Origin of the sequence: Natronorubrum aibiense (assembly GCF_009392895.1) — an archaeon.
GTDB lineage: Archaea > Halobacteriota > Halobacteria > Halobacteriales > Natrialbaceae > Natronorubrum > Natronorubrum aibiense.
Map to the genome: position 1 here is coordinate 1,400,858 of NZ_CP045488.1, position 21,148 is coordinate 1,422,005.

General features: G+C 48.3%; 16 protein-coding genes and 4 pseudogenes. 13 read left to right on the plus strand and 7 right to left on the minus strand.

What is annotated here, in order from left to right; genetic code table 11:
- The first annotated feature begins 101 nt into the window (after positions 1-101).
- The gene (locus GCU68_RS06885) at positions 102-476 is read left to right on the plus strand and encodes a hypothetical protein (protein WP_152940144.1); all 375 of its coding nucleotides are present in this window, start codon (positions 102-104) and stop codon (positions 474-476) included.
- A gap of 859 nt (positions 477-1,335) precedes the next feature.
- On the opposite strand, the gene GCU68_RS06890 is transcribed toward GCU68_RS06885, so the two are convergent.
- Positions 1,336-2,109 carry an SAM hydroxide adenosyltransferase gene (locus GCU68_RS06890; RefSeq protein WP_152940146.1) on the minus strand — a complete coding sequence of 258 codons (774 nt, stop codon included), beginning with the start codon at positions 2,107-2,109 and terminating at the stop codon, positions 1,336-1,338.
- A 428-nt stretch (positions 2,110-2,537) separates the two neighbouring features.
- On the opposite strand from GCU68_RS06890, the gene GCU68_RS06895 reads away from it, so the two are divergent.
- Entirely contained in the window at positions 2,538-2,831 is a 294-nt protein-coding gene (locus tag GCU68_RS06895) for a hypothetical protein (protein ID WP_152940148.1), read from the plus strand.
- 124 nt (positions 2,832-2,955) lie between these two features.
- Here GCU68_RS06895 and GCU68_RS06900 read toward each other — a convergent pair whose 3' ends face one another.
- On the minus strand, positions 2,956-3,150 hold the full coding sequence (locus GCU68_RS06900; RefSeq protein WP_227014958.1) for a hypothetical protein: 195 nt from the start codon (positions 3,148-3,150) through the stop codon (positions 2,956-2,958).
- Between the two features lie 607 nt (positions 3,151-3,757).
- Here GCU68_RS06900 and GCU68_RS06905 point away from each other — a divergent pair.
- From GCU68_RS06905 to GCU68_RS06945, 9 genes are all read left to right on the plus strand, one after another.
- Positions 3,758-5,077: a nucleotide sugar dehydrogenase gene (locus GCU68_RS06905; RefSeq protein WP_152940150.1), complete on the plus strand. Its 1,320-nt coding sequence runs from the start codon at positions 3,758-3,760 to the stop codon at positions 5,075-5,077.
- Positions 5,077-6,162 carry a glycosyltransferase family 2 protein gene (locus GCU68_RS06910; RefSeq protein ID WP_152940152.1) on the plus strand — a complete coding sequence of 362 codons (1,086 nt, stop codon included), beginning with the start codon at positions 5,077-5,079 and terminating at the stop codon, positions 6,160-6,162. Before GCU68_RS06905 ends, GCU68_RS06910 begins: the two co-directional genes overlap by 1 nt.
- Before the next feature lie 131 nt (positions 6,163-6,293).
- A complete protein-coding gene (locus GCU68_RS06915) occupies positions 6,294-7,313 on the plus strand; it encodes a glycosyltransferase family 4 protein (RefSeq protein ID WP_264373483.1) in 1,020 nt (339 codons plus the stop codon).
- Complete coding sequence (locus tag GCU68_RS06920) at positions 7,306-8,421, plus strand: DUF354 domain-containing protein (protein ID WP_152940156.1); 1,116 nt, start codon at positions 7,306-7,308, stop codon at positions 8,419-8,421. Before GCU68_RS06915 ends, GCU68_RS06920 begins: the two co-directional genes overlap by 8 nt.
- The gene (locus GCU68_RS06925; protein ID WP_152940158.1) at positions 8,418-9,650 is read left to right on the plus strand and encodes a glycosyltransferase; all 1,233 of its coding nucleotides are present in this window, start codon (positions 8,418-8,420) and stop codon (positions 9,648-9,650) included. The genes GCU68_RS06920 and GCU68_RS06925 overlap by 4 nt, the downstream gene beginning before the upstream one ends.
- A gap of 10 nt (positions 9,651-9,660) precedes the next feature.
- The gene (locus GCU68_RS06930; protein ID WP_152940160.1) at positions 9,661-10,830 is read left to right on the plus strand and encodes a glycosyltransferase; all 1,170 of its coding nucleotides are present in this window, start codon (positions 9,661-9,663) and stop codon (positions 10,828-10,830) included.
- Between the two features lie 83 nt (positions 10,831-10,913).
- The gene (locus tag GCU68_RS06935; protein ID WP_152940162.1) at positions 10,914-11,606 is read left to right on the plus strand and encodes a hypothetical protein; all 693 of its coding nucleotides are present in this window, start codon (positions 10,914-10,916) and stop codon (positions 11,604-11,606) included.
- Positions 11,593-12,219 carry a hypothetical protein gene (locus GCU68_RS06940; RefSeq protein WP_161991497.1) on the plus strand — a complete coding sequence of 209 codons (627 nt, stop codon included), beginning with the start codon at positions 11,593-11,595 and terminating at the stop codon, positions 12,217-12,219. Before GCU68_RS06935 ends, GCU68_RS06940 begins: the two co-directional genes overlap by 14 nt.
- 167 nt (positions 12,220-12,386) lie before the next feature.
- A complete protein-coding gene (locus GCU68_RS06945; RefSeq protein WP_152940166.1) occupies positions 12,387-13,850 on the plus strand; it encodes a flippase in 1,464 nt (487 codons plus the stop codon).
- Positions 13,851-13,877: 27 nt separating this feature from the next.
- Here GCU68_RS06945 and GCU68_RS06950 read toward each other — a convergent pair.
- Positions 13,878-14,126 (minus strand): annotated as a pseudogene (locus GCU68_RS06950) (ISH6 family transposase); the annotation flags it as partial.
- Between the two features lie 198 nt (positions 14,127-14,324).
- Between GCU68_RS06950 and GCU68_RS06955 the strand changes: the two are divergent.
- Positions 14,325-15,704: a sulfatase-like hydrolase/transferase gene (locus GCU68_RS06955; protein ID WP_152940168.1), complete on the plus strand. Its 1,380-nt coding sequence runs from the start codon at positions 14,325-14,327 to the stop codon at positions 15,702-15,704.
- 80 nt (positions 15,705-15,784) lie between these two features.
- Here GCU68_RS06955 and GCU68_RS06960 read toward each other — a convergent pair whose 3' ends face one another.
- The 3 genes and pseudogenes from GCU68_RS06960 to GCU68_RS21590 form a co-directional block, all read right to left on the minus strand.
- On the minus strand, positions 15,785-17,653 hold the full coding sequence (locus tag GCU68_RS06960) for a hypothetical protein (RefSeq protein ID WP_152940170.1): 1,869 nt from the start codon (positions 17,651-17,653) through the stop codon (positions 15,785-15,787).
- A gap of 42 nt (positions 17,654-17,695) precedes the next feature.
- Positions 17,696-19,084 carry a sulfatase gene (locus tag GCU68_RS06965; protein ID WP_152940173.1) on the minus strand — a complete coding sequence of 463 codons (1,389 nt, stop codon included), beginning with the start codon at positions 19,082-19,084 and terminating at the stop codon, positions 17,696-17,698.
- 124 nt (positions 19,085-19,208) lie between these two features.
- Positions 19,209-19,569: pseudogene (locus tag GCU68_RS21590) on the minus strand (sugar phosphate nucleotidyltransferase); the annotation flags it as partial.
- Positions 19,570-19,881: 312 nt separating this feature from the next.
- On the opposite strand from GCU68_RS21590, the pseudogene GCU68_RS06975 reads away from it, so the two are divergent.
- Positions 19,882-21,003 (plus strand): annotated as a pseudogene (locus tag GCU68_RS06975) (IS630 family transposase).
- A 2-nt stretch (positions 21,004-21,005) separates the two neighbouring features.
- Here the strand turns inward: GCU68_RS06975 and GCU68_RS06980 are convergent.
- Positions 21,006-21,142, minus strand: a pseudogene (locus GCU68_RS06980) (IS4 family transposase); the annotation flags it as partial.
- Positions 21,143-21,148: the final 6 nt, after the last annotated feature.

Below are 21,148 nucleotides of genomic sequence, written 5' to 3' on the forward strand. Positions count from 1 at the left end.
GGTTGGTGTTCGAGGTGGTCGACGATCGAGAGCATCTGCATAGCAGGTGTGTCCACGATCTCCCTCAAAAACGTCAGTCAGACGATCGTCCGACATGGCAGGTGTACGGGACTGGGAAGGACGTGCTCACCGAGGTGCTGGGCGAACTGCACGCCATTCACGAGCAACTCGAGTGTGTTCGCGACGAACAAACCTCTCTGGACACACGACTTGACGCCCTCGAGGATCGGACTGACCAACTCGAGTCGATGTTCGAGAGTCTCCAGGTGGCTGTTGACGCAGATATCCACCAGCTCGAAGCTACCGTCGAGAGCCGACACGAGGCCGTCGAAGGCAAACTCCATCAACTCGAAGCGACAGTCGAGGACGTCGAAAAGACACAGCAGACAGTCCAAGACCAGGTAGAGCAGTTCCCGTCGTTTCGAGACGCTATTCAGGACGCCCTTCAGATTGAAACCCTGTCCACCGAAGACTAGCGCGCTGGCCGCTGTACCCAGATCAATTCGGTGATTACCGGTTCTCAATTGCTGGAAGAGTAGTAAGATTATTTATACATGTCTGCCATTATCTGCGTTCAGGATTTGTGATGAAAGAACTCATTACGTCGGTACTCTCTCGGGATTGCAATACGACCGTTGTCCGTGAGTGCCGCCAGTGTGGAACAGGAGTATCGTCATCAGTCACAATCTGCCCGGTGTGTGGGTCTGAGCAGATCGTCGAATACATCATCGACTGACACCGGCGGGAACGACGAGGAGGATGTCACAGTACGTGAACGAGGACAGCTGAATCTGGAAATCAGCTACAACTATTCTAATAGTATATTCTGAATTTCTTATTTGGATAACTTTTATAATAATTGCCATATAGATGTCAATGGAGGGGGACAATGGGGGAGCACACGGAGACTCGAGTGTACTGTCCAACTTGTGGGACGAGGATAGGAAAGAACAGGGAGACTCGGTCGTACTGTCCAACCTGTGACACCGTGCAGGAAATCAAGATAACAGTGCCGTGGCAGCCGGACTTTTGCGCCGAATGTGGAACTGATATCAACTAATCGTCTCGGTCAACGGTTCCAAGAGGAACGGACCTTGGCTGTTGGAAGTTCGGTTTATGATGCCAGCGACAGAATTGCCTGCGTCATAGCAGGAGCGATGTCTGGCACGCCCTCATCAAGCAGGAGGTCGTGGTGCAATCGCAACGCTCGATGAACGCTACTGTGAGACGGTCGACGACGAGGAACTGTTGGTGACTCTTATATTCTGTCAAGAGCACATTCAGGACTCGAAGCGATGCTGACAATGCCGTCTCCTGTGGATCCAGAAGGACTCGCTACCGGAGTGTGATTTCAGCCCCTGGCTGAGGCTGATCGAATTCTGCTGCCGCTGAGCCCCCACGCAAGAAGAGTTCCATATATGGGTCATCCCCGCCTGCCGAGCCTGGAATTAGTCCAATTGCTCCTTCCTCGACCCCGGAAACGCCGTCGCTGACAGTGACCGCTGTCGCTGTGCTATTGAGTTCGACCGTGACTTCGTCGCTGTCCGGCTCGAATTCAGACACGCTGAGAGAGGTTTTGATGTTGCCGTAGCCATCAACGTGACAGACCACCATTGTCGGCTTTGGCGGCACCTCTTCGATTGATCGCGTCGCACCGAGAGCGTCCTGGTTGCCGTTCGCGAGTTCAGCGACCCGTTTCGGAAAGGTGTCTCGAGACCGAAACTGTGTGCCGGTTTCCGGCGTGTCGATCACCCGGAACTCCTTGATGTTGTCCCTGATGAACGAGAGGTTGTAGCCTGCGTCGACTGCGACGACAGGTACACCGCTCTCCAGCATGAGATAACAGAGTTTTCCGCCTTCATCAGCCCGTTGTGGCGCAGCTTCTTCGGTTCTGGGAGCTGTATTCGAATAAATAAGGAGGTCCTCGAATACGGGATTATGGAGTCCGAACTGTTCGATCCAGAATCCCGTTGCAACCGTTGACAGCGGTGGAACTGCGGTCGTTTGGACGTGATTATCCGGATCTTCCGCCTTCAGTCGATGGACGACCTCTGAGAAGGCGGGATCGGTGTTCCCGTAGTCCGCGATGAGATGGATGAACGTACTCATTGTCGCTCTCACTCGAGTCCGGTACTGGTGCTGCCGCGTTGGGTGATGCCGGTATTGGTCCCCAGCAGCCAGTTACTGCCCGTCATCGCTTTGTCTTCACTGTCACGGACTTCGACACCGTTGGAGCTGATGCGTGGATCAGTGACGTATAGCAAGCTTCCTGATTCCATGTGTATTCTTTGCATTCGTCTCGTACCAGATACCGGACGAGACCGTCTATACCTTTGCGTGTTTCAGTTCGTTGTGTAAACCGATGCTGTGACGGTTCGAAACCGCGACCGCTGCAGCTGAACGCACGGTCGACGTGCTCGCCGCCGATGACTAGTCGTCGCGCAGACAACGTCTGCCCGCGAGATCACTGTGCAGCCAGGCACAGCGGTCCCGTTCGACGTCCCCGCCGACGCACCACTGGTTTGTCGACGACCCATATGAGAGCCATCACTGGGCCCTGGTACACCGCTTACTACAGCTATCAAGGAGTCGAGTACTGGCGCTACACCTTCGACACGGCGGGGACTTATGAGGTGACAGCAGCCCTCAACGGCGACGAGCAGAACGCTCGATCGAGGTTGACGGTCCACGTGAACCCGACCGGGAATGTAGCGCCAGCTATCGAAGAGGTTCGGCCGGCCACCGGCTTGCTTGAGGTCGATCGCGACTCGGAGGCCGCCCTCGAACTGAACGTCATCCATTCGAACAGGAACCTTGACCGCGTGGTCTGATAGCTCGGGCGTGCGGACCGCATTCTCGGCGTGAGCGATGTCCACGGGTCCGACGCCACCACAGCGCTGATCCTCGATAATTGCTGTCCAATCATTACCTGGATGATCGGCACGGACGGGACGATCAGGGAAGAACAGGGGTGGCTGCTTGACCGGCGTCACGACTCGAGAGCGCGTAGAGATCGAGTACACTGAGGACGATAATCGTGAGCGGAAAGGCCACGTCCGCGAAGGTGGTGTCCTCGAGTCGGAGGGCGGTGACGATGATCGGTTCGGTGATCGTACCGTTGGCGAGGAAGGTGCCAGAACTGAGAAACACGAGCGCAGCACTACACGTCACTTTCGCGCGGTTGTATCCCGCTCTCGAGTCGCGGTGACTGCGAAGCAATTGACCTGCTGATCCAGTCTAGGTGTATGATCGATTTGATTGGATTAGATGGGTGGCAGATGGACACCGGCGTATCCAGTGGATCAAGCGGTGATCGAAGATCTGCTCTAGCTGACAGTAATATAGTCGGCTTGGCCAAGGAAAAAATGTTCTGTGATGCTTTCCCGGCCCTTGGAATTCTTGAAGAGATATCAATGCATATTCTTATTGTGATAGACACTCACACTCGAGTCAATATCCAGTAATTATTTATGTTCGCTATTTATACTATTCTTTGACTGAGATATTCGCTCAATACCAAGAACGGTTCTCTAGACAGCAGCGGTCGAGACGCCGGACTATGGGTGAGACACAGATTGGATACGCAGACGATGCAGACTCAAGGTCTCCAGTAGGGAGGTTTGATTTGAGGATTTATGCAGGTTCGAGTATCCATACTGTCGTCCGTCTCGATTGGTGTCTGTCCGACAACAATCCGTGGGTTGTCCTGTGAAACTCCCACCACGACCGTTCCGGTAGAGCGAGTTCATCACTACACATGAGCAAGCACGTCTATACTGACCCGAAAGGGAAGGTCGAAGCGGCCACGGTCTGCATTGTCGGACTTGGCTACGTCGGCCTTCCACTCGCGTACGAACTCGACGACGAAGGCCATCAGGTATGGGGTTACGACGTCGATCAAAACAAAGTCGACGTCCTCGAAGCCGGCACAGACCCAACTGGTGACGTCGGCAATGAACAAATCGCAGCCTGTGAAATCGACTTCACAACGGATTCGAGTGCTATCGAACAGGCCGAATATGTGATCGTGGCAGTTCCAACGCCCGTCGATGATCTCGAGAAACCCGACCTCGGCCTCGTCGAGAGTGCTGGGCGGACGATCGGTGAGCACCTTGAGGAGGATACGACTGTTGTCCTCGAGTCGACGGTCTACCCGGGTGCGACCCGGGAAGTGTTCGTTCCTGCACTCGAGGAAACGTCCGGATTAGACGCCGGTGAGGACTTCGGCGTCGGCTACTCTCCCGAGCGAATGGTGCCAGGCGACGATGAACATGGCCTCCGGAACGTCGTCAAGATTGTCAGTGGGCTTACTGATGAAACGCTCGAGGAAGTCGCTGCGTTGTACGAGAGCATCGTTGACGCGGGGGTGCATCGAGCACCAACGATGGAGACCGCAGAGGCCGCAAAATGTGTCGAGAACACGCAGCGAGACCTGAATATTGCGCTGGTCAATGAGCTCGCTGTCGCCTGCGACCACCTGGGTCTGGATACGGAGTCGGTTCTCGAGGCTGCCGGGACAAAGTGGAACTTCCACGACTACCGCCCCGGACTCGTCGGAGGGCACTGTATTCCTGTGGACCCGTTCTATCTGATCTACGAGACCGAACAGCAGGGCTTTTCGCCGGAACTGATCCAGAAAGCTCGCGAGGTCAACGAGTACGTTCCGACCCACGTTGCCGATATGACGATCAAGGCGCTCAACGAGAGCGAGAAGGTGCTCGGAAACAGTCGCGTGCTCGTGCTTGGGTTGACGTACAAGCCTGATGTCGACGACATCCGAACCTCCGCGATCGACGGCGTGATCGACACGCTGCACGAGTTCGATATCGATGTCGTTGGGTTCGACCCCCATGCCGATGATGAACTCATGCGAGACGAGTTTGGGATTGAGGTTCAGGAGGAACTCGACGTCGAAGGGTTCGACGGACTCATCATCGGGACCCCACACAGCCAGTTCCACGGACTCAATTTTGGTGATCTGACGTACGATATGCGGTCCAACCCAGTCATGGTTGACGTCGATGGAACGTTTGAAAAGGAAGCGCTCGAGAATGAATTTACGTACAAGAAACTGTAATGTATCGGGAACATAGCGTTGGTGTCGTCATTCCAGCATACAACGAAAAAGGGTTCGTCGGTGACGTGATCCGGGAGATGCCCGACTACGTTGACCGGATGTACCTCATCGATGACTGCTCTACTGACGATACGTGGGATGAGATCCATGAAGCTGCTCGAGAGGATGCTGATGGGTTGGAACTCGAGTACACAGGCGGACTCGACGACAGTGGTGAAAAACGAGAAGCAGAGATCGTCGCAGACGGTGGACAAACGATGCTCGAGCGGCGAGCCATCGTTGAGGACTCGATCGGGCGTGTGGTTCCGATCCAGCACCGCGAGAACCTTGGTGCCGGTGGTGCGATTAAGACAGGCTATTTGGCCGCACTCAAGGACAAAGTCGATATTGTCCCGACCGTCGACGGCGACGGTCAAATGGATTTGTCTCAGCTGCCGAGGCTGATGGATCCGATTGTCGAAGACGAGGCCGATTACGCGAAAGGAAACCGATTGCTGTATAAGGAGTTCCGGTCGAATATGCCGCCGTTCCGTTTCTTCGGAAACTCGATCCTCACCTTCCTGACGAAGATCGCGTCGGGGTATTGGAAAACGATGGATCCCCAGAATGGGTATACGGCAATCTCTCACTATGCGCTGGCGAACGTGGGTATTGAAAATATGTACGAGTACTATGGCTACTGCAACGATCTCTTGGTGAAACTGAACGCCAAGGGGATGCGCGTGGCCGACGTCGCGATGCCGGCCGTTTACGGCGACGAGGAGTCGTCAATCGACTACACGACGTATATCCGGAAGGTGTCTGGGATGTTGTTGCGGAATTTCTTCTGGCGGCTGAAGGTGAAGTACCTCGTGCTCGACTTCCATCCACTGGCGTTGTTCTACCTGTTCGGTGCTGCGACGACTGGACTGGGGATTGCCGGTAGCTTGTGGTCGCTGTACGCGAAGTTTGCGTTAGGTGACCCGCTGTTCATACGGGCGTCTGCGAGCCTGCTCCTGTTCTCAGTTGGGAGCATGTTCGTGATGTTCGCGATGCTGTTCGATATGCAGGCGAACGAGAGCCGGGAGGTGCAGGTCCGTGAATAAATCAAATTAATAGAATTTAATTTATGACTACAGAAAACCTTCGGATTCTCAGAGTCGTACAGAGTACCTATCCAGAGGTCGTTGGTGGGGTGGGAATTCACGTCCACGAAATGTCTCGGCGGCAATCCGAAATGGGGCATGACGTGACTGTCTTGACAACCGACAACGGTGATCGGTCTTTGCCCCGAACCGAGCACCGAGATGGATATACACTCGTCCGTCATAAGGAGGTCGCACGACTGATTGACAACTCAATTTTCCCCGGAGTTATTAAATCACTCTATGAAAGAGCGAATGATTTTGATATAATCCATGCTCATTCACACCTCTATTTCTCTACAAATCTATCAGCCTTGATATCGAAGATCACCGATTCCAATTTGGTGATCACGAATCATGGATTCTACTCTCAAACGGCTTCGACAAGCATTCAAAAAGTGTACAATAGGACTATTGGAAAAGCGACACTCAATTCAGCGGATCGAATCTTCTGTTACACACCACGTGCGAAGAACATTCTTCGAGAACATAACATTGGATCGCCTATCGAGATTATCAGTAATGGAATCAACTGTGAGATCTTCGCCCCGGAGAACGAGGAGGATGAGACCCAGCAGATACTCTTCGTAGGTAGACTGAAAAATGGAAAAAGGCCGGACGCCCTTATTCGTGGATTTGGAAAACTTGTCGATGAATATCCAAACTACCAACTAAAAATCGTTGGGGATGGACCGATGCTCCCAGACTTAAAAACACTATGTAATGAGAAGAACATCCAAGAGATGGTCACGTTCACGGGTGAGCTCTCGTACGACGAAATGCCAGACGTCTATAGACAAAGCGATCTGTTAGTCTTACCAACAAAAACGGAGGCTGCAATCCCGCGCGTAGTGATGGAAGCGTGGGCATGTAAAACCCCTGCTATTATGCCGAATATTCAGGAGATTGACGCAGAGATATTTAAAAAAGGAGGTATACTCTGTGATGGCACCCCGAGTGGTATCTACGACTCTGTTCGTCAACTGATCGAAGACGATCAGTTACGCTCTACGCTGGGTAACACGGGCCGGGAGGTCGTCCAAGAGAAGTACTCGTGGGCGGAAACTGTCGAAAAAACGACTGAGACATATTACGAGGTCGTCAATGAGTGACGTATTATTCACGATTCAACATCCAGCGGACGTTCATCTCTTCCGAAATGCAATCCAGCAGCTATCGGAGCAACACGAGGTGCACGTATTTGTCCGAGAAAAAGACGTCAATATTGAACTGCTGAATCGATATGACATCAAGCACGAAGTTCTCACCACCAGCACGCCGGGAATCGTAGGTACGGTCAAGACGCAGTTGATCTATGAGTACAAGCTCTTTCGCCGGGCGATGGAGATTCAACCCGATGTAATGTGTGCTGACGGCGGGATTGCAATCAGCCATATCTCATCCGTCTTGGACTCCACGAGTCTCGTGTTTACCGACACGGAACACGTGGTTGATAGCGCTCTCGATCGACGACACCTCATCTACAACTTCGCAGATGAAGTCTACACGCCGGACTGTTACTGGCTTGATCTCGGAGCGAATCACTTCCAATACTCGGGCTATCATGAATTAGCATATCTGCATCCAGATCGATTCGAACCAGATCCGTCGATTCGACAACAGTTCGAGATCGACGACGACGACGTGTCGATCGCTCTGTTGCGACTCGTTTCGTGGGAAGCATTTCACGACCGAGGTAATAGCGGTCTCTCCGAGATTGGGACGGTGATCGACTATCTCGAGGATAGCGGAATGGAGGTCTTCATCTCATCTGAAGGTGAGATCCCCGGCCAGTACGCACACCTCGAAGTTGATCTACCGGTCGATGAGATCCACCATCTCATGTCCGAAGCGGATCTCTTCGTCGGAGAAAGTTCGACAATGGCCTCCGAATGCGCTATGTTAGGAACGCCAGCAGTCTTCATCTCGTCCCTTCAGTTGGGATACCTTGAGGAACTCGAGCACGAATATGATCTTGTCGTCAATCTCACCCCGAACGAAGAACAGTATCTCCTCAATGAGGTAGAAACGATTCTGGAAAAAGACGACCAATACTGGGAAACGCAGCGACAGCGACTTCTAGAAGATAAGATCGATACATCAAATTACATCGTGGAACGCATATCTCGGCATCTCAGCACCGATCATTCGACAAAGACGGACAGCATCTCGGCAGCATCGAAGAACTCTAGCGGACGCCAAGAGAATAACATAGAATGACCAACAGAATTCAACAGTCGATCGACGATCGCGACAGCATGAAAGACAAAAACGTACTGGTGATCGCTCACCGGTACAGCCACTTTACGAAAGAACAGGTCGACGAATTGGCCGAGCGGGTGAACGAAATACACGTTTATGTACGCTACAATCGGCTCACTGATCTGAACAAGATCATCGAGACGGAGACACTGAAACAGTATGGAACGCACGATAAGGTTGTGGATTCCACGCCCGAGAACGTCACTGTTCATACGACTCCCTTAACCTACCTTCCGATCGACACCTGGTATCGGTATCTCGGGAAACATCACTACGCCGCCGTTCGACGGCAGGTCGCGAAGAATCCGGTTGATTTCGATCTCGTTCACTCTCATTTCGCCTGGACTGCTGGGTACGCAGGGGCCAAACTGGGTGAGGAATACGACATCCCCAGCGTTCTAACGATCCACGAAGACGTTGATCGGCTCAACGAAGAACTTGCCTGGGACAACAGCGACCTAGAGTGGACGCTTCGAAACTCCGATGCAATCATTCGCGTGAACGAACGAGACTGTGAACGGCTGTCTTCGTTTAACGATACCGTCTACTCGATCCCGAACGGGTACGATCGCGATCGATTCCCATTGCTTGAGGCGGAAGAAGCGAGGGGCGAGCTTGATCTGCCGCACAATGCGTCGATCATCTTCTCGCTGGGAACTCTCATTCCTCGTAAGCGACCGAAGGCGTTGATCAGAGCTGTCTCCCAACTCGAGACAGACAATGACCTCATCTGTGCGATTGCAGGGCGAGGTGAACAACGCGAAGAAGTCGAGCAGTTAGCCCAGGAGGTGGGCGAGGATGTGGATATCCGAATTCTCGGCTACATCTCTGATGAAGAGTTAGCTGCCTGGATGAACGCATGTGATATCTTCGCTCTCGCAAGTTCGTCAGAGGGCAATCCGACGGTCATGTTTGAAGCGTTAGGATGTGGGAAGCCGTACGTCGGCACGAACGTCGGCGGCGTTGATGAAATTATCACGTCCGACGAGTATGGACTACACTGTCCACCGAATTCAGAAGAGGCCCTGATCGATATCCTACAAACTGGTCTTCAGACCGACTGGGACCGCGACGCAATCCTAGAGTACTCGGAGCAGTTCACTTGGGAACAAATCTCTGATCGGGTATTCCAAGTGTACAAATCCCTCTGGGATCAATCAACAGAACCCACCCTTGTTCCACAATAAGTGACTATCGATGGCTAATATACTCATCATTTCACCAGGACATGCCCCGGATCGCATCAGCCGACAACCGTGGGCGTATCTCCAAGGTCTCGCCGATCAACTCAGCGAGCGCGATCACAACGTGTCCGTCATCGGTGATGGACCACAATCGGCGGAGAGTTCCAAGACGATATCTACGAAGTTTCAATTCGTCGAATCAGTCCGTGATCCAGCCGCTATTGCTGAGGCTGCGAGAGCTTTCGATCCCGACGTCTGCTTGTGGTCACTCGCACCGATTGCATCCCTCTATCTGACCCAGCGTGTACCGAAGATTGCAGACACGATGGTTGCAGTTGTGCCAGGACCACTCTATTCGCCACGGGACATTGCTTCGCAGCTTTCCCGTCAAGACTTCTCGAAACTCCCATCATATGCATCACTCGTTGCGAGTTCTTGTGTGCCGCAAGCATGGTTCTCGTACTTTTTGCGGTCGAATTTCGATTTCACCGTCGCACCGACAACAACGATCGTCGACAAGGTATCTTTGTGGGGATACCCTCGAGAGAAGGCATTGCACGTCCCTCACGGACTTGATAGTGGTATTCTTACGAAATTATCTGACGAGGAGTTTCGCGACGAGATTCCGTCACCGCCGGACGGAGACTACGTCGTGAATTTCGGGCCGCCAAGGCCGATTCGCGGCGCCCAGGATTTCGTCGAGGCTGTGTTGATGCTGCGGGAGGCCGGCCACGACGTGACCGGCGTCATGCTCGCGCGTATCGATGACGACGACGATCGCGACCTCCTCGAGGAGATCAAGGGGGATCTTGTACGACGCGGCCACCAGGGGGCAATCCTTATCACAGACGCATATCTGACACCACATGAGCTGAAAACGTACATCTGCGGTGCGACGGCAGCCGTGCTTCCGTACCGCATAGTGCAGTCGACGGTTCCGGTTTCGATCATCGAAGGACTCGGGCTTGGCTGTCCAGTTATCACAACCGATATCGCCGGCGCTCGTGAGCTCGCTCCGTCGGCTACTCTAACTGTAAGTTCGGGCAGCGTTGAAGAGCTTGTTGCAGCAATCGGACGTCATCTAAGCGGCGGCCATACCACTACTGAGGATCAGTTAACTGCTCATCTTCCGACCTGGGATGCCGCAGTAGGCCAGTTGGAGGAGGAAATATCGAAACAATGATGAAAAGAATCGAAGAGCATAGTAGGAGCATTTGCTCTAGCCATCGGTTTGTATAAGTACGTAGAAAAATACATTTCTCTCGAATGAACGTACTAAAACCATCCGTACCTACTCTTCCTCCCGACCTCGAGATCGTCGGCTTCCTTGGGTCTGATGGAGTGGGAACGACGACGCACGCGGAACACGCTTCCCAATTTTTCGAATCAAGAGGCCTGAGAACCCACACGGAGTGGATGAGATTCAACCATCGTCTTTCACTCCCGGTCTTAGGACTCGGACGACTACTAGGGAAAACGCCCGAGTATCGTGATAAAAACGGGAATACGCTCCGCGCACATCACTTCGAGGATTTGAGCCTCTTGGCCGCCACCTATCAAAAGGTACTTCCTATTGACCAACGCCTGATGGTGAAACAGAAGTTCGAATCCGTCCCTGATGATGCCGACGCGCTCATTTGTGACCGATTCATTCTGGACGGATTAGTCGATCTCGTTGTCGCCACGAAGGATATTTCGCTCTTAGAGAACTCTACTGCGGACCAGTTCTGGGAGTTAGTCCCTTCTCAAGCGACGATTATCGGTCTCGACTGTGATCCAGAGACGATCGCAGCACGTCGTCCTGATGTTGCACCTGACCCTTTCTTGGAACTCCGAACAAAAGTTTATAGACGCCTCTTTGAGAAGGATCGAATTGATGTGGTCGATACATCACAGCCAATAGAGGACGCAAGAGAAGATGTTGTAAATATATTTGAAGGAAATCATGGAAATTCATAAAAAACTATACCACGAGTTAGTCAGGAGTGACCGTCTTCCGATGCCATTGCGGGGAAGTATCAAACTCACAAGCCATTGGGTCTTCCAAGGGACTCGTCGGATGGATACTTTTGAGCGTGCGTTCAAACTCGGCTGTACTGCTGTTTTTGCCTTCGTATTCTCTCGCAGACTAGATCGGACTGTAACTGCCTTATTACTCGGTCACAGTCTGAACTTCTTGCTAAATTCTCATGCCGTTTCTGCGCTTAGATCAATGAATCTCTCGTTCTATACGGAATGGGATGAATTTGACGCGTATGCAACCAATCTTTTGGATAATCTCACAGAGCGTAGCTGGGTGAAAACTATTTATGTTACTGGAAGTCTCAACGATAATCGTAATGAATGGCAACCTGGATCGGATCTAGATGTTATTGTTATCAGAAAACCAGGAATTACAAACGGTATTAAGGCCGTGTTTGGCGCTCTTCTAGTCAGATTCTCCGCAACCGTCAATCTCTTTCCACTAGATATTTACTTTTTTGATAAAGAAGGAACACTTGAAGATCGCCTAATAGATAAACAGGAGAAATTGATTCCGTATAGTAATCAAAACAATAGAAATAAACGTTGAATTAGGAATATATTCATAGAATATGTAACAGATGTATGAAATACAGAAAATAACATATGATACTGGTTGCGGATTTCGTGTGATCCGTAGGCTATTTAATTACGCATGTATACTATGAAAATAAGAATCGATAATTAATAAAGCCTAGTCGATTGAGGTCTCTCTGTATGGGATTAGCTTCTCAACTAGGAGACCGTTTCAAAACGGCATTCCTATCTGAGATCGTTGGGCTCGTAGCAGGAACTATTTTAACTGTTCTTCTTGCACGCGTACTTGATCCAGATTCGTACGGTTTGTTGTTTCTTGCAATTTCAATTTTTACTGTGGCTAAACTTTTTAGTTCATTTGGAATTCCTAAGTCAGCTAGCCGATATCTTTCGGAATATAAAGAAAAAGACCCTAGCCAAATACCTCACATTTTACGCGAATCTCTTCTTATGAATTTACTAGTAATAACAGTAGTGGTTTTAATACTAATGAGCTTTAATAGTCGAATTGCTGGAATAATAGGAAATAATGATCTATCTGAGTTCCTATTTTTTGGCTCTGGATTTATTCTCTTTGCTACCTTATTCACTTATGTTCGTCTCTCACTGCAAGGTTTGGAACATATACAAACTGCCTCTTTCCTTGATGCCATGAATAAATCAGGACGAGCACTATTTGCAATAGGCTTAGCAGTTCTTGGCTATGGTGCTCTTGGTGCATTAATAGGATATATTATAAGTTATACTATAGTATCCTTCATTGGAATATTATATTTATACTTTCATTTTTATAGTGGTATTAGCAGTTCTAATATAGAAGACGGACTCCGTCATAAAATAGCTAAGTATTCACTTCCACTTGCCATTACCCAGTCCGCGCATAGTCTTGATCATCAAGTAGACAGGATACTCATAGGTATCTTTGTAGGACCTGCTGGAGTTGCTTTTTATACACTTGGAAAACAGATTGTTCAATTTATTGAAACTCCTATGGCAGCACTTGGATTTACGCTCTCTCCAGCATACAGTTCTCAAAGAGCAAAAGGAAATACTGAAACGGCAGCTCGTATTTACGAAACAGCAATCTCTCAGGGATTATTATTATATATCCCAGCTGCTACAGGCGTAATTCTCTTAGCAGAACCCGGAATCACAGTGCTATTTGGAGATGAGTATCAAGGTGCTGCACCTGTCATACAAATTTTAGCCATATTTGTCGTCTTAAAATCAATTACTACATTAACAAGCGATGGATTAGATTTCCTAGGTAGAGCACGTGAACGGGCGATAATTAAGGGAGTAACCGCGGTATTGAACGTTTTGCTGAATATCGTATTAATTCCAATTATGGGTGTTGTTGGAGCTGCGATAGCCACAGTTATCACTTATTCTATATATACATTTGGGAATGTGTTTATAATTCATAAGGAACTAAATATAAATACCTCGATGATGATTAAATACTCAGTTTCTGCAGTAATAATCTCTCTAATGATGGCCCTATCAATCTTGACCTTCTTCGACCTAACTGCAGAAATCCCAGTATTAGTTTCGGCTGTATTATTCGGCGCGACTATCTGGACAGTAATAGTGATTCCAACTGGATTAATAAAGCTGGAACAAATAAAAGAAGCAGTAATTTAGCTGAGGGTGTCATACAATTCATCTCATTGCGTTCGTCCCAGGGAGCCGATCACGAACGAAGTCACCGAGCTTACTGTCGTACTCACGGACTCGGCGGTTGATTGCCGTAATCGAGGGCATGGACGTGAAGCCGTCGCCGTGGGCGACGGCATCACGATCGCTGAGCGAGGTGGCGAGTTCAGCAATCTGAAGCGAGATGTCTTCTTGATAGATGCGCTAGCCGTCGAATTCGATGAGATCTTCGAGTGGACGGAAGTAGGTAGGATCGTCGTCGGTAGTGTTTTGTCTTGGGCGATGCTAACTGCGAACCGCACGTTGATTTCGGCGTGCATGGGGCACCTCGGGTAGGTACCAAAGGTGACCCCCTTTCACAGGAGTCAGTTATTGCTCTAGACGAGTTTGAGACACGACCTATATGTTGGACCTCTCACTAAACGAAACAATTAGAACCCCTCAAACCGATGTTGTTTCTACATGAGATGGGATATTAGAATGATGAATACTGTGACACCTAGTTTTCTAAAACCATATGCTGAATGGTGTTATCAAAAAACGAGAAATCAATATAAAAACATTAAAAATAACGTAGATCATAATAAGCGAATTTCAAAAGTACCAGAGATAAATTTAGAGTCAAAAGACATTGTATTTATAACGGTTGACTGCTTGAGAAATGATCGCATTTCGAGACATAATGACCGAGAAACAACCCCATTTTTAAATTCATCGGCAAACTATTCTGAGGGTGTCAGTGCATCATCTTGGACATACAGTTCAGTTCCTTCTTTACTAACTGGATTGTATCCGCATAATCATGGTGCAGTATTTGATGTTGATTACCGTAATTATTTATCAGATGATTCATTAAGTTCAGTCCGTTCTGATGTTTATACACTTCCAGAACTCTTAGAGACTGCAGGTTATCGAACAGCATTCACAACAGGTATCACTACTGCACAAATACCACTTCATGGCCGATTTGGGTCCACAATAATTAAAAATGACTCGGATTGCAACCAAATGTTTGAATATGTGAAAGATTGGTGGGAAAAGAATACTTTTGCGAATGGACGATTTGCATATCTCCAGCTCGCTGATCTGCACACTCCGCTTCATGAACCAGATAAACAATGGTTCAATGGCCCACTTTCCCTTGGTAACTTTGACTATGTCGATGGAGACATAGATAGTTCTGATTTTAGAGAATATCGTGAAAATCGATTCCGAGCATATGATAACCTTCTTAGAGCCATTGACTCTTCTATTGAATCTTTCGTAAATTGGTTAGATTCCCGAAGAGAATTGAAGGACACATTGATTATCGTTACAAGTGACCATGGGGAAGAACACTGGGAATGGACCAAGTTCGAAAAATCATCATTTAATGATCCAAGAGACCAATACGGAGTTGGACATGGTCATGCACTTGTTCCTCCGGTAACAGATGTTCCTATCTATACTTTAGGAAACATACCCGAATCATCTGAGACTCAGAATTCAACCATTGATATAGTTCCAACAGTTTTGGAAATGTTAGGATATAATAACGAATTGGATTATCAATTTGACGGTGAAAGTTGGATTGAGCCAACAGTATCGGATAGACGATTTCTCAGCGAAGAGACTGCTTATGGTCATAATCAACTAGCAGTTATTTCAGAGAAAGACCAGTTCATTTATATTCCATCAACTGAAGAAAGCTATCTCATAGATCGTGAATCCCAGTCGGTGGTTGATGACTTCAACAGTCAAGAGTATATGACCCACCTTCCTAAACGCTTCAAGACAGGAGATTCAGTGAGTATTGATGGAGAAACAGAAGATCAGCTAGCCGCACTTGGTTATCTCGAATAGGTTATTGAAACTACCTGTATTCTTATTGGTTGAACCTGTTGTTTATGGGGAATTTTTAGATATTCTGATAAATTCTCGTACTAGTTACTTGTGATTAATTTGGCTTCGTCATTATTATAGACCACATCTCCAGCTGGTTTCGGCAGCGGTCCGTGCACTCCAAATGTGCGGCTATCATATCTCATATAATAAGCATTACTGTCCGTAGTCACATATGATCTATGGATATAAATACGATCAATATTCGGATTCAATTCCCCCCCATCAGGATAGTACGTATATATTTCTGCTTTATCATCATAGTGTCGATCAATAATCCGTACTGCTAGATTATCTCCAACGATTGTTCTATCACCTTGATATTCGATCGCAGATGTATATGCATGATTCTCTGCACTTGTCATTGCATATCGTTCTGCGCCTGGAGCATCAAAAACGGGGTCATCAAGAGCCCCCATAAAGTTGAATGACATGAAAACAACTACTGTAAGAACACCTATAATGAATAAACCAGTTTTGATGTACTCTGGGAATACACGTGGAACTGTAGATATAGCAGCATATACGCCCACCGCCGCAAAAATACTGAGAATAATATAGATGAATATAAACCATCTACGTGGAATCAAGAAATTTAGTCCGACTATTGGCCCTCCAAATGAAAACGCGAAAAGCGTTCCCAATGCCATTCCTAATGGAATCGCGATCATCAACGATCGTCGAGTATTAGCCCTTAGCCACGTCAACCCGCCAAGTATCCCCAGGCCAGTGAGCAATCCAACCCCGATTGTATGTTCTATTGTAAGTGCATTTGACCCTCCAAGAACAGCATTTTCGAAATCAGGGAGAACAGCGCTCCTTGAACCTGCATTCTGTATATTTGCAACAAAACGTATAACTAGAGTTTGTAGGAAGGACAGATCACTGTTAATACCGAATCGTGTTACCAGCCAATCCAAAATGATTAGGCATCCTACTATTAATGTGACATAGCTGGTTCGGATAGGTGAATAGTCCGTAATAGCCAAGTATGATATGTAAAATACGAATATAGTAACAAATGTAATAAAAAACGATATCTGATGTGAAAACATAAGTGCGATCACAGAACTGATCACCAGCATCAAAAATCGATCTGAGTTAGTTTGCGTAAATTGAAGGAAAGAGTAGATTGTCATAGTAAAGAAGATAGTTCCCAGAGTCGTTGAGACCGGCATGACCGACCAAGAGATTGTATAATCTGAGATGCTGTATAAAAACCCAGCAAGCAATCCAACCTGGCTAGACCAATAGCGAACAGTAATTGAATAAACGAGAACTGTTGGCACGAGTACTAAAGCAACACCGCTTATAACAAATGCAGTAGCTCTGATCGGGAGATTGAGAATATGGCTCCCCGTTGCTGTCAATATATGGTAAAATGGGGCAAACCAATACTGTGATGGGGCAAGTGGAGCAAGTGTGCCGGCTGAAGCAATCTCTCCGGCTACTCGATTATGATAGAGTGAGTCAATTCCAATTTGAATGGCACTTGAATAATATATCTGTACTCGGTGGAGTATACCAACTATACATAACCCTCCCAGGCTTATAATATCTGATGAATCGCTTAGAAACAACAAGAGGACGACACCATACAGGGCTATAATACTGCCATGGATCGCTGTTGTTCGTGTGTAGCCTGCATCTTGAAAGAGTACTATTGATACTGCAATAAGCAAAAACAGGCAAGTTATTACAAGACGTACAGGAATTCTAATAGAAATAGATAATTCAGGACGGTCAGAAGATATAAAATAAACTACTGCTGCTAGGGTAATTGCAGGGGAAAGGACAATTGTATATGGATTTGTTATTTTAGTGGAAATAATCATTCCAACTAATCCAATAGAAAAGATACCTATTGCTGGGAGTTGTGTCTGGATGACTTTTTCCAGACTTACATTCATACCATTATATATACGATTACTATGGTATATACTCTCGGTTTTTCACTGGAGATAACCTAAATCTCGAAGTTGATCTTTCATTTCAATGTTAAATTCAGCAGTTTGTTGATTACCAATTGGCTTTCCATACTCCATCATCCAATCCTCGTATTCTTCTTCTAATTCCTTTATGACCTCTGGGTTAGAAGTAGATACATCAGTGTCTTCATCTGGGAGTGAATATAATTCGGTTGTTTCATCCGATACCTGGAACTTCCACTCTTTAGTTCTCAGACTCGTAAGGTCTTCCCTATGGAATTGACTATCTGGAAAATTTGAATTATAGCTTGTAATCTCATTTAGGAGTGATTCAATATGAGTACCTCCTTCTTGAGTTATTGCTATTTCCCGTGGTTGTTTTCGAATGTCTAACCCGATTGGTACGGAATGATCTACCCCACATTCTGAACAGAGTATCTGCATCAGGTCTGCAGGCTGTACAAGTGAATCACCCAACGGCTCATTGAGGCCATTCACAATTAGCGGAACATTTGTCACAGGATTGTTTATATCAATTACATGTGATAGTAATCCTTTCTCCCCGAAGTATTCCCCATGGTCTGCGGTTATAACTATGATTGGATTATCTAGCATTTGATGGGCGTACTCAACAAGTTCTCCAACCAAGTGATCAACATATGCCACACAAGTGTCGTACATTACACGGAGAGCTTTCCATTCTTCAGTAGTATACATATCCGATTCCGATATTTTTTCATGCAGATTGATGGCCATATCTAAACTAAGGTCAATAGCATCATCTATCTCAAACGGCAGTTCGTCATCAAAATAGTCCCGCCAAGCAAGTGGGGGAACGTATGCAAAATGTGTATCTCCATGATGAAGATACAAAAACAGCGGATCATCGTCTTTGGCCTTTTCTTTGATATGATCTTTAGCAATAATATTGATTGGATAGCCTGTACATTGTTGATTAGTATCGAGAGTGAATCCACCAGAGTGATTCCGGAAATTGGAGGCCCAACGGATAAGACCCTTGAAACCGACTTCCTTGGTTAAGTTTGATTTTGATAAGTAATGGAAATGATCAAATCCACGGTCAAGTCCTGTCTGAGGACTGAATTGTGCCACTGGAGATATGCCTGCTGTTTGGTAACCTGCTTCACGAAAAGCTTCAGGGATGGTCTCTATTTCATTGGGCAAAGCTGAATCAGAATCCCATGTTTGGTGCGCTGATGGGGGTAAGCCAGTAAGAATTGATGCACTGGCGGGACGGGTCCAGATTGCGTGTGAGTGACAATATGGAGACCAATCTCCTTCATTAGCAATCTTAGACAGATTTGGCGTTGTCTCCCGAGGAGCCTCCCCTACAGAGACATGGTCTTGCCTAAGACTTTCCAAAGTGATCCAAATAACATCTCGTTTAGTCATCAATCAATATTATCATCTTACTATTATAAACGTGTTCAATCACGATATTCGGATATGGTAGCCAGATAGCTTCACTTAATAATTATATTGAATGCGTATACCAAGCAGCCCGTTCAATTGACTGTTATGAACGCCTTTGTTTTTGTAGTCGCTCTGTAGTTTGATTACGGTTCCTGGGATAACCAACGCCGATCCATCATCCATTCAGACCGATCGTGTCGATCGTCCGCCTACTTGGATCAACGAGTCAATCACCTCGCTGAGTTCGTACTCGCCGTGATCGCTCGGTTGGATGAGGTGCAGGCGTGGTAGATCACCGGTGTGAATGTGTAGAAGCCGGTCATCACGAGGTTTGATGGCGGGTCACCGGACTTCTTGACAACGTCCGTGCTCTCGCCGAACTTGTTGGTGTCACAGACGCCGTAGCGCGGCGCTTCGTCCCACGGTACTTCCTCGACGAGGTATACGGCGTCCGCGCGCTTCTCATAGGAATCAGCGTGGATATTCGGAAGTTCTCACGAGGAAAACAGCCTACTGAGAAAACCACACGACGAGAAAAACTATGAACTAATCTGCTGATCCCTATCAGCCTGCCGGCGGACGACTCCTCATGCTTTGCCTGGAAGGTTTTGTCGCCGAGGATCAGCATGAAGTCGCCGATGTGCTCCTTGACGGGGATGAGCGTGTCGAGCGACTCGCCTCAAGACCTACGCGCGCAACCTAGTGTTCTGTCAAACCCCATCCTCTAAGGCTATTATTCTAGCCGTCGTCTATGATGCAGTTATCCAGGGAGAATCATGACACGGAAGAAGTATATCGTTGATCTCAGCGAGGAAGAGCGCGCCGAGTTGAAGACTCTCCTCTCAGCAGGAGAGGAGAGAGTGCGAAAGCTCACCCGAGCACGGATCTTGCTGAGGGCCGACGACGGCTGGTCAGATCCACAGATCAGCGAGGCGCTGGACTGTAGCCCCGCTACCGTCCAGCGCACACGGAGGCGCTTCTTCGAAGAAGGGCTTGCGGCGGTGGATCGCCGCAAGCCCGATCGTGTCTATGAACGCAAACTAACGGTGCTGCAGAAGCCCGACTCGTTGCATTGGCGTGCAGCCAACCACCCATGGGGCACTCTCGATGGACGCTTCGGCTTCTCGCCGACGAACTCGTTAAACTCGAGGAGATCGACGTTGAGTCGATCTCCCACGAGACGGTTCGGCAGGTTCTAAAAAAACGACCTGAAACCGTGGAAATCGAGCCACTGGGTGATTCCACCCGAGAACAACGCTGATTTCGTCGCACGAATGGAGGACATTCTTGATCTCTACCACGAACCGTACGATCCTTTCCGTCCTGTCGTCTGTTTTGATGAATGTCCTGTTCACCTTCGTGGTGATGGGAAGGCGTCCCTGCCCGCGAAACCGGGCAGGGACGCCCGCTACGACTATACTTACAAACGCAACGGAACACGCAACCTCTTCGTATACTCTGAACCGCTTGTTGGCTGGCGGGAGATAACCGTCACCAACCGCCGCACAAAACAAGACTGGGCGAACGCGATGCACGCACTGGTCGAACAGTATCCTGATGTGGAGATTATTCGCGTTGTCTTAGATAATTTGAACACACACCGACCAGGAGCACTGTACGAGACGTATCCGCCGGCTGAAGCCCGGCGGATACTCGAACGGCTCGAGTTTCACTTCACTCCGGTTCACGGAAGCTGGCTCAACATGGCTGAAATAGAGATCATCGTTCTCACCCGTCAATGCCTTGATCGCCGAATTCCGGATGCAGCGACACTCCGTTCGGAGGTCGCTGCATGGGTAAGTGATCGAAACGAGAAGAGTTCTCAAATTGAGTGGCAATTCACGACTGAAGACGCTCGCACCAAACTCTATCGACTCTATCCATCAATTGACGATTGACAGAACACTAGGTCGAACAACACGAGGCGTTTTTCAAGCCATGATCCTGTCTTGAACAGGGTGCTGTCGTGTGCTTTCTCGTCGGTAACGTCGATCCGTCCAATCGTCTGCTCGGTGCATTGTGGAGCAGGTGGAGCTTGAGTAA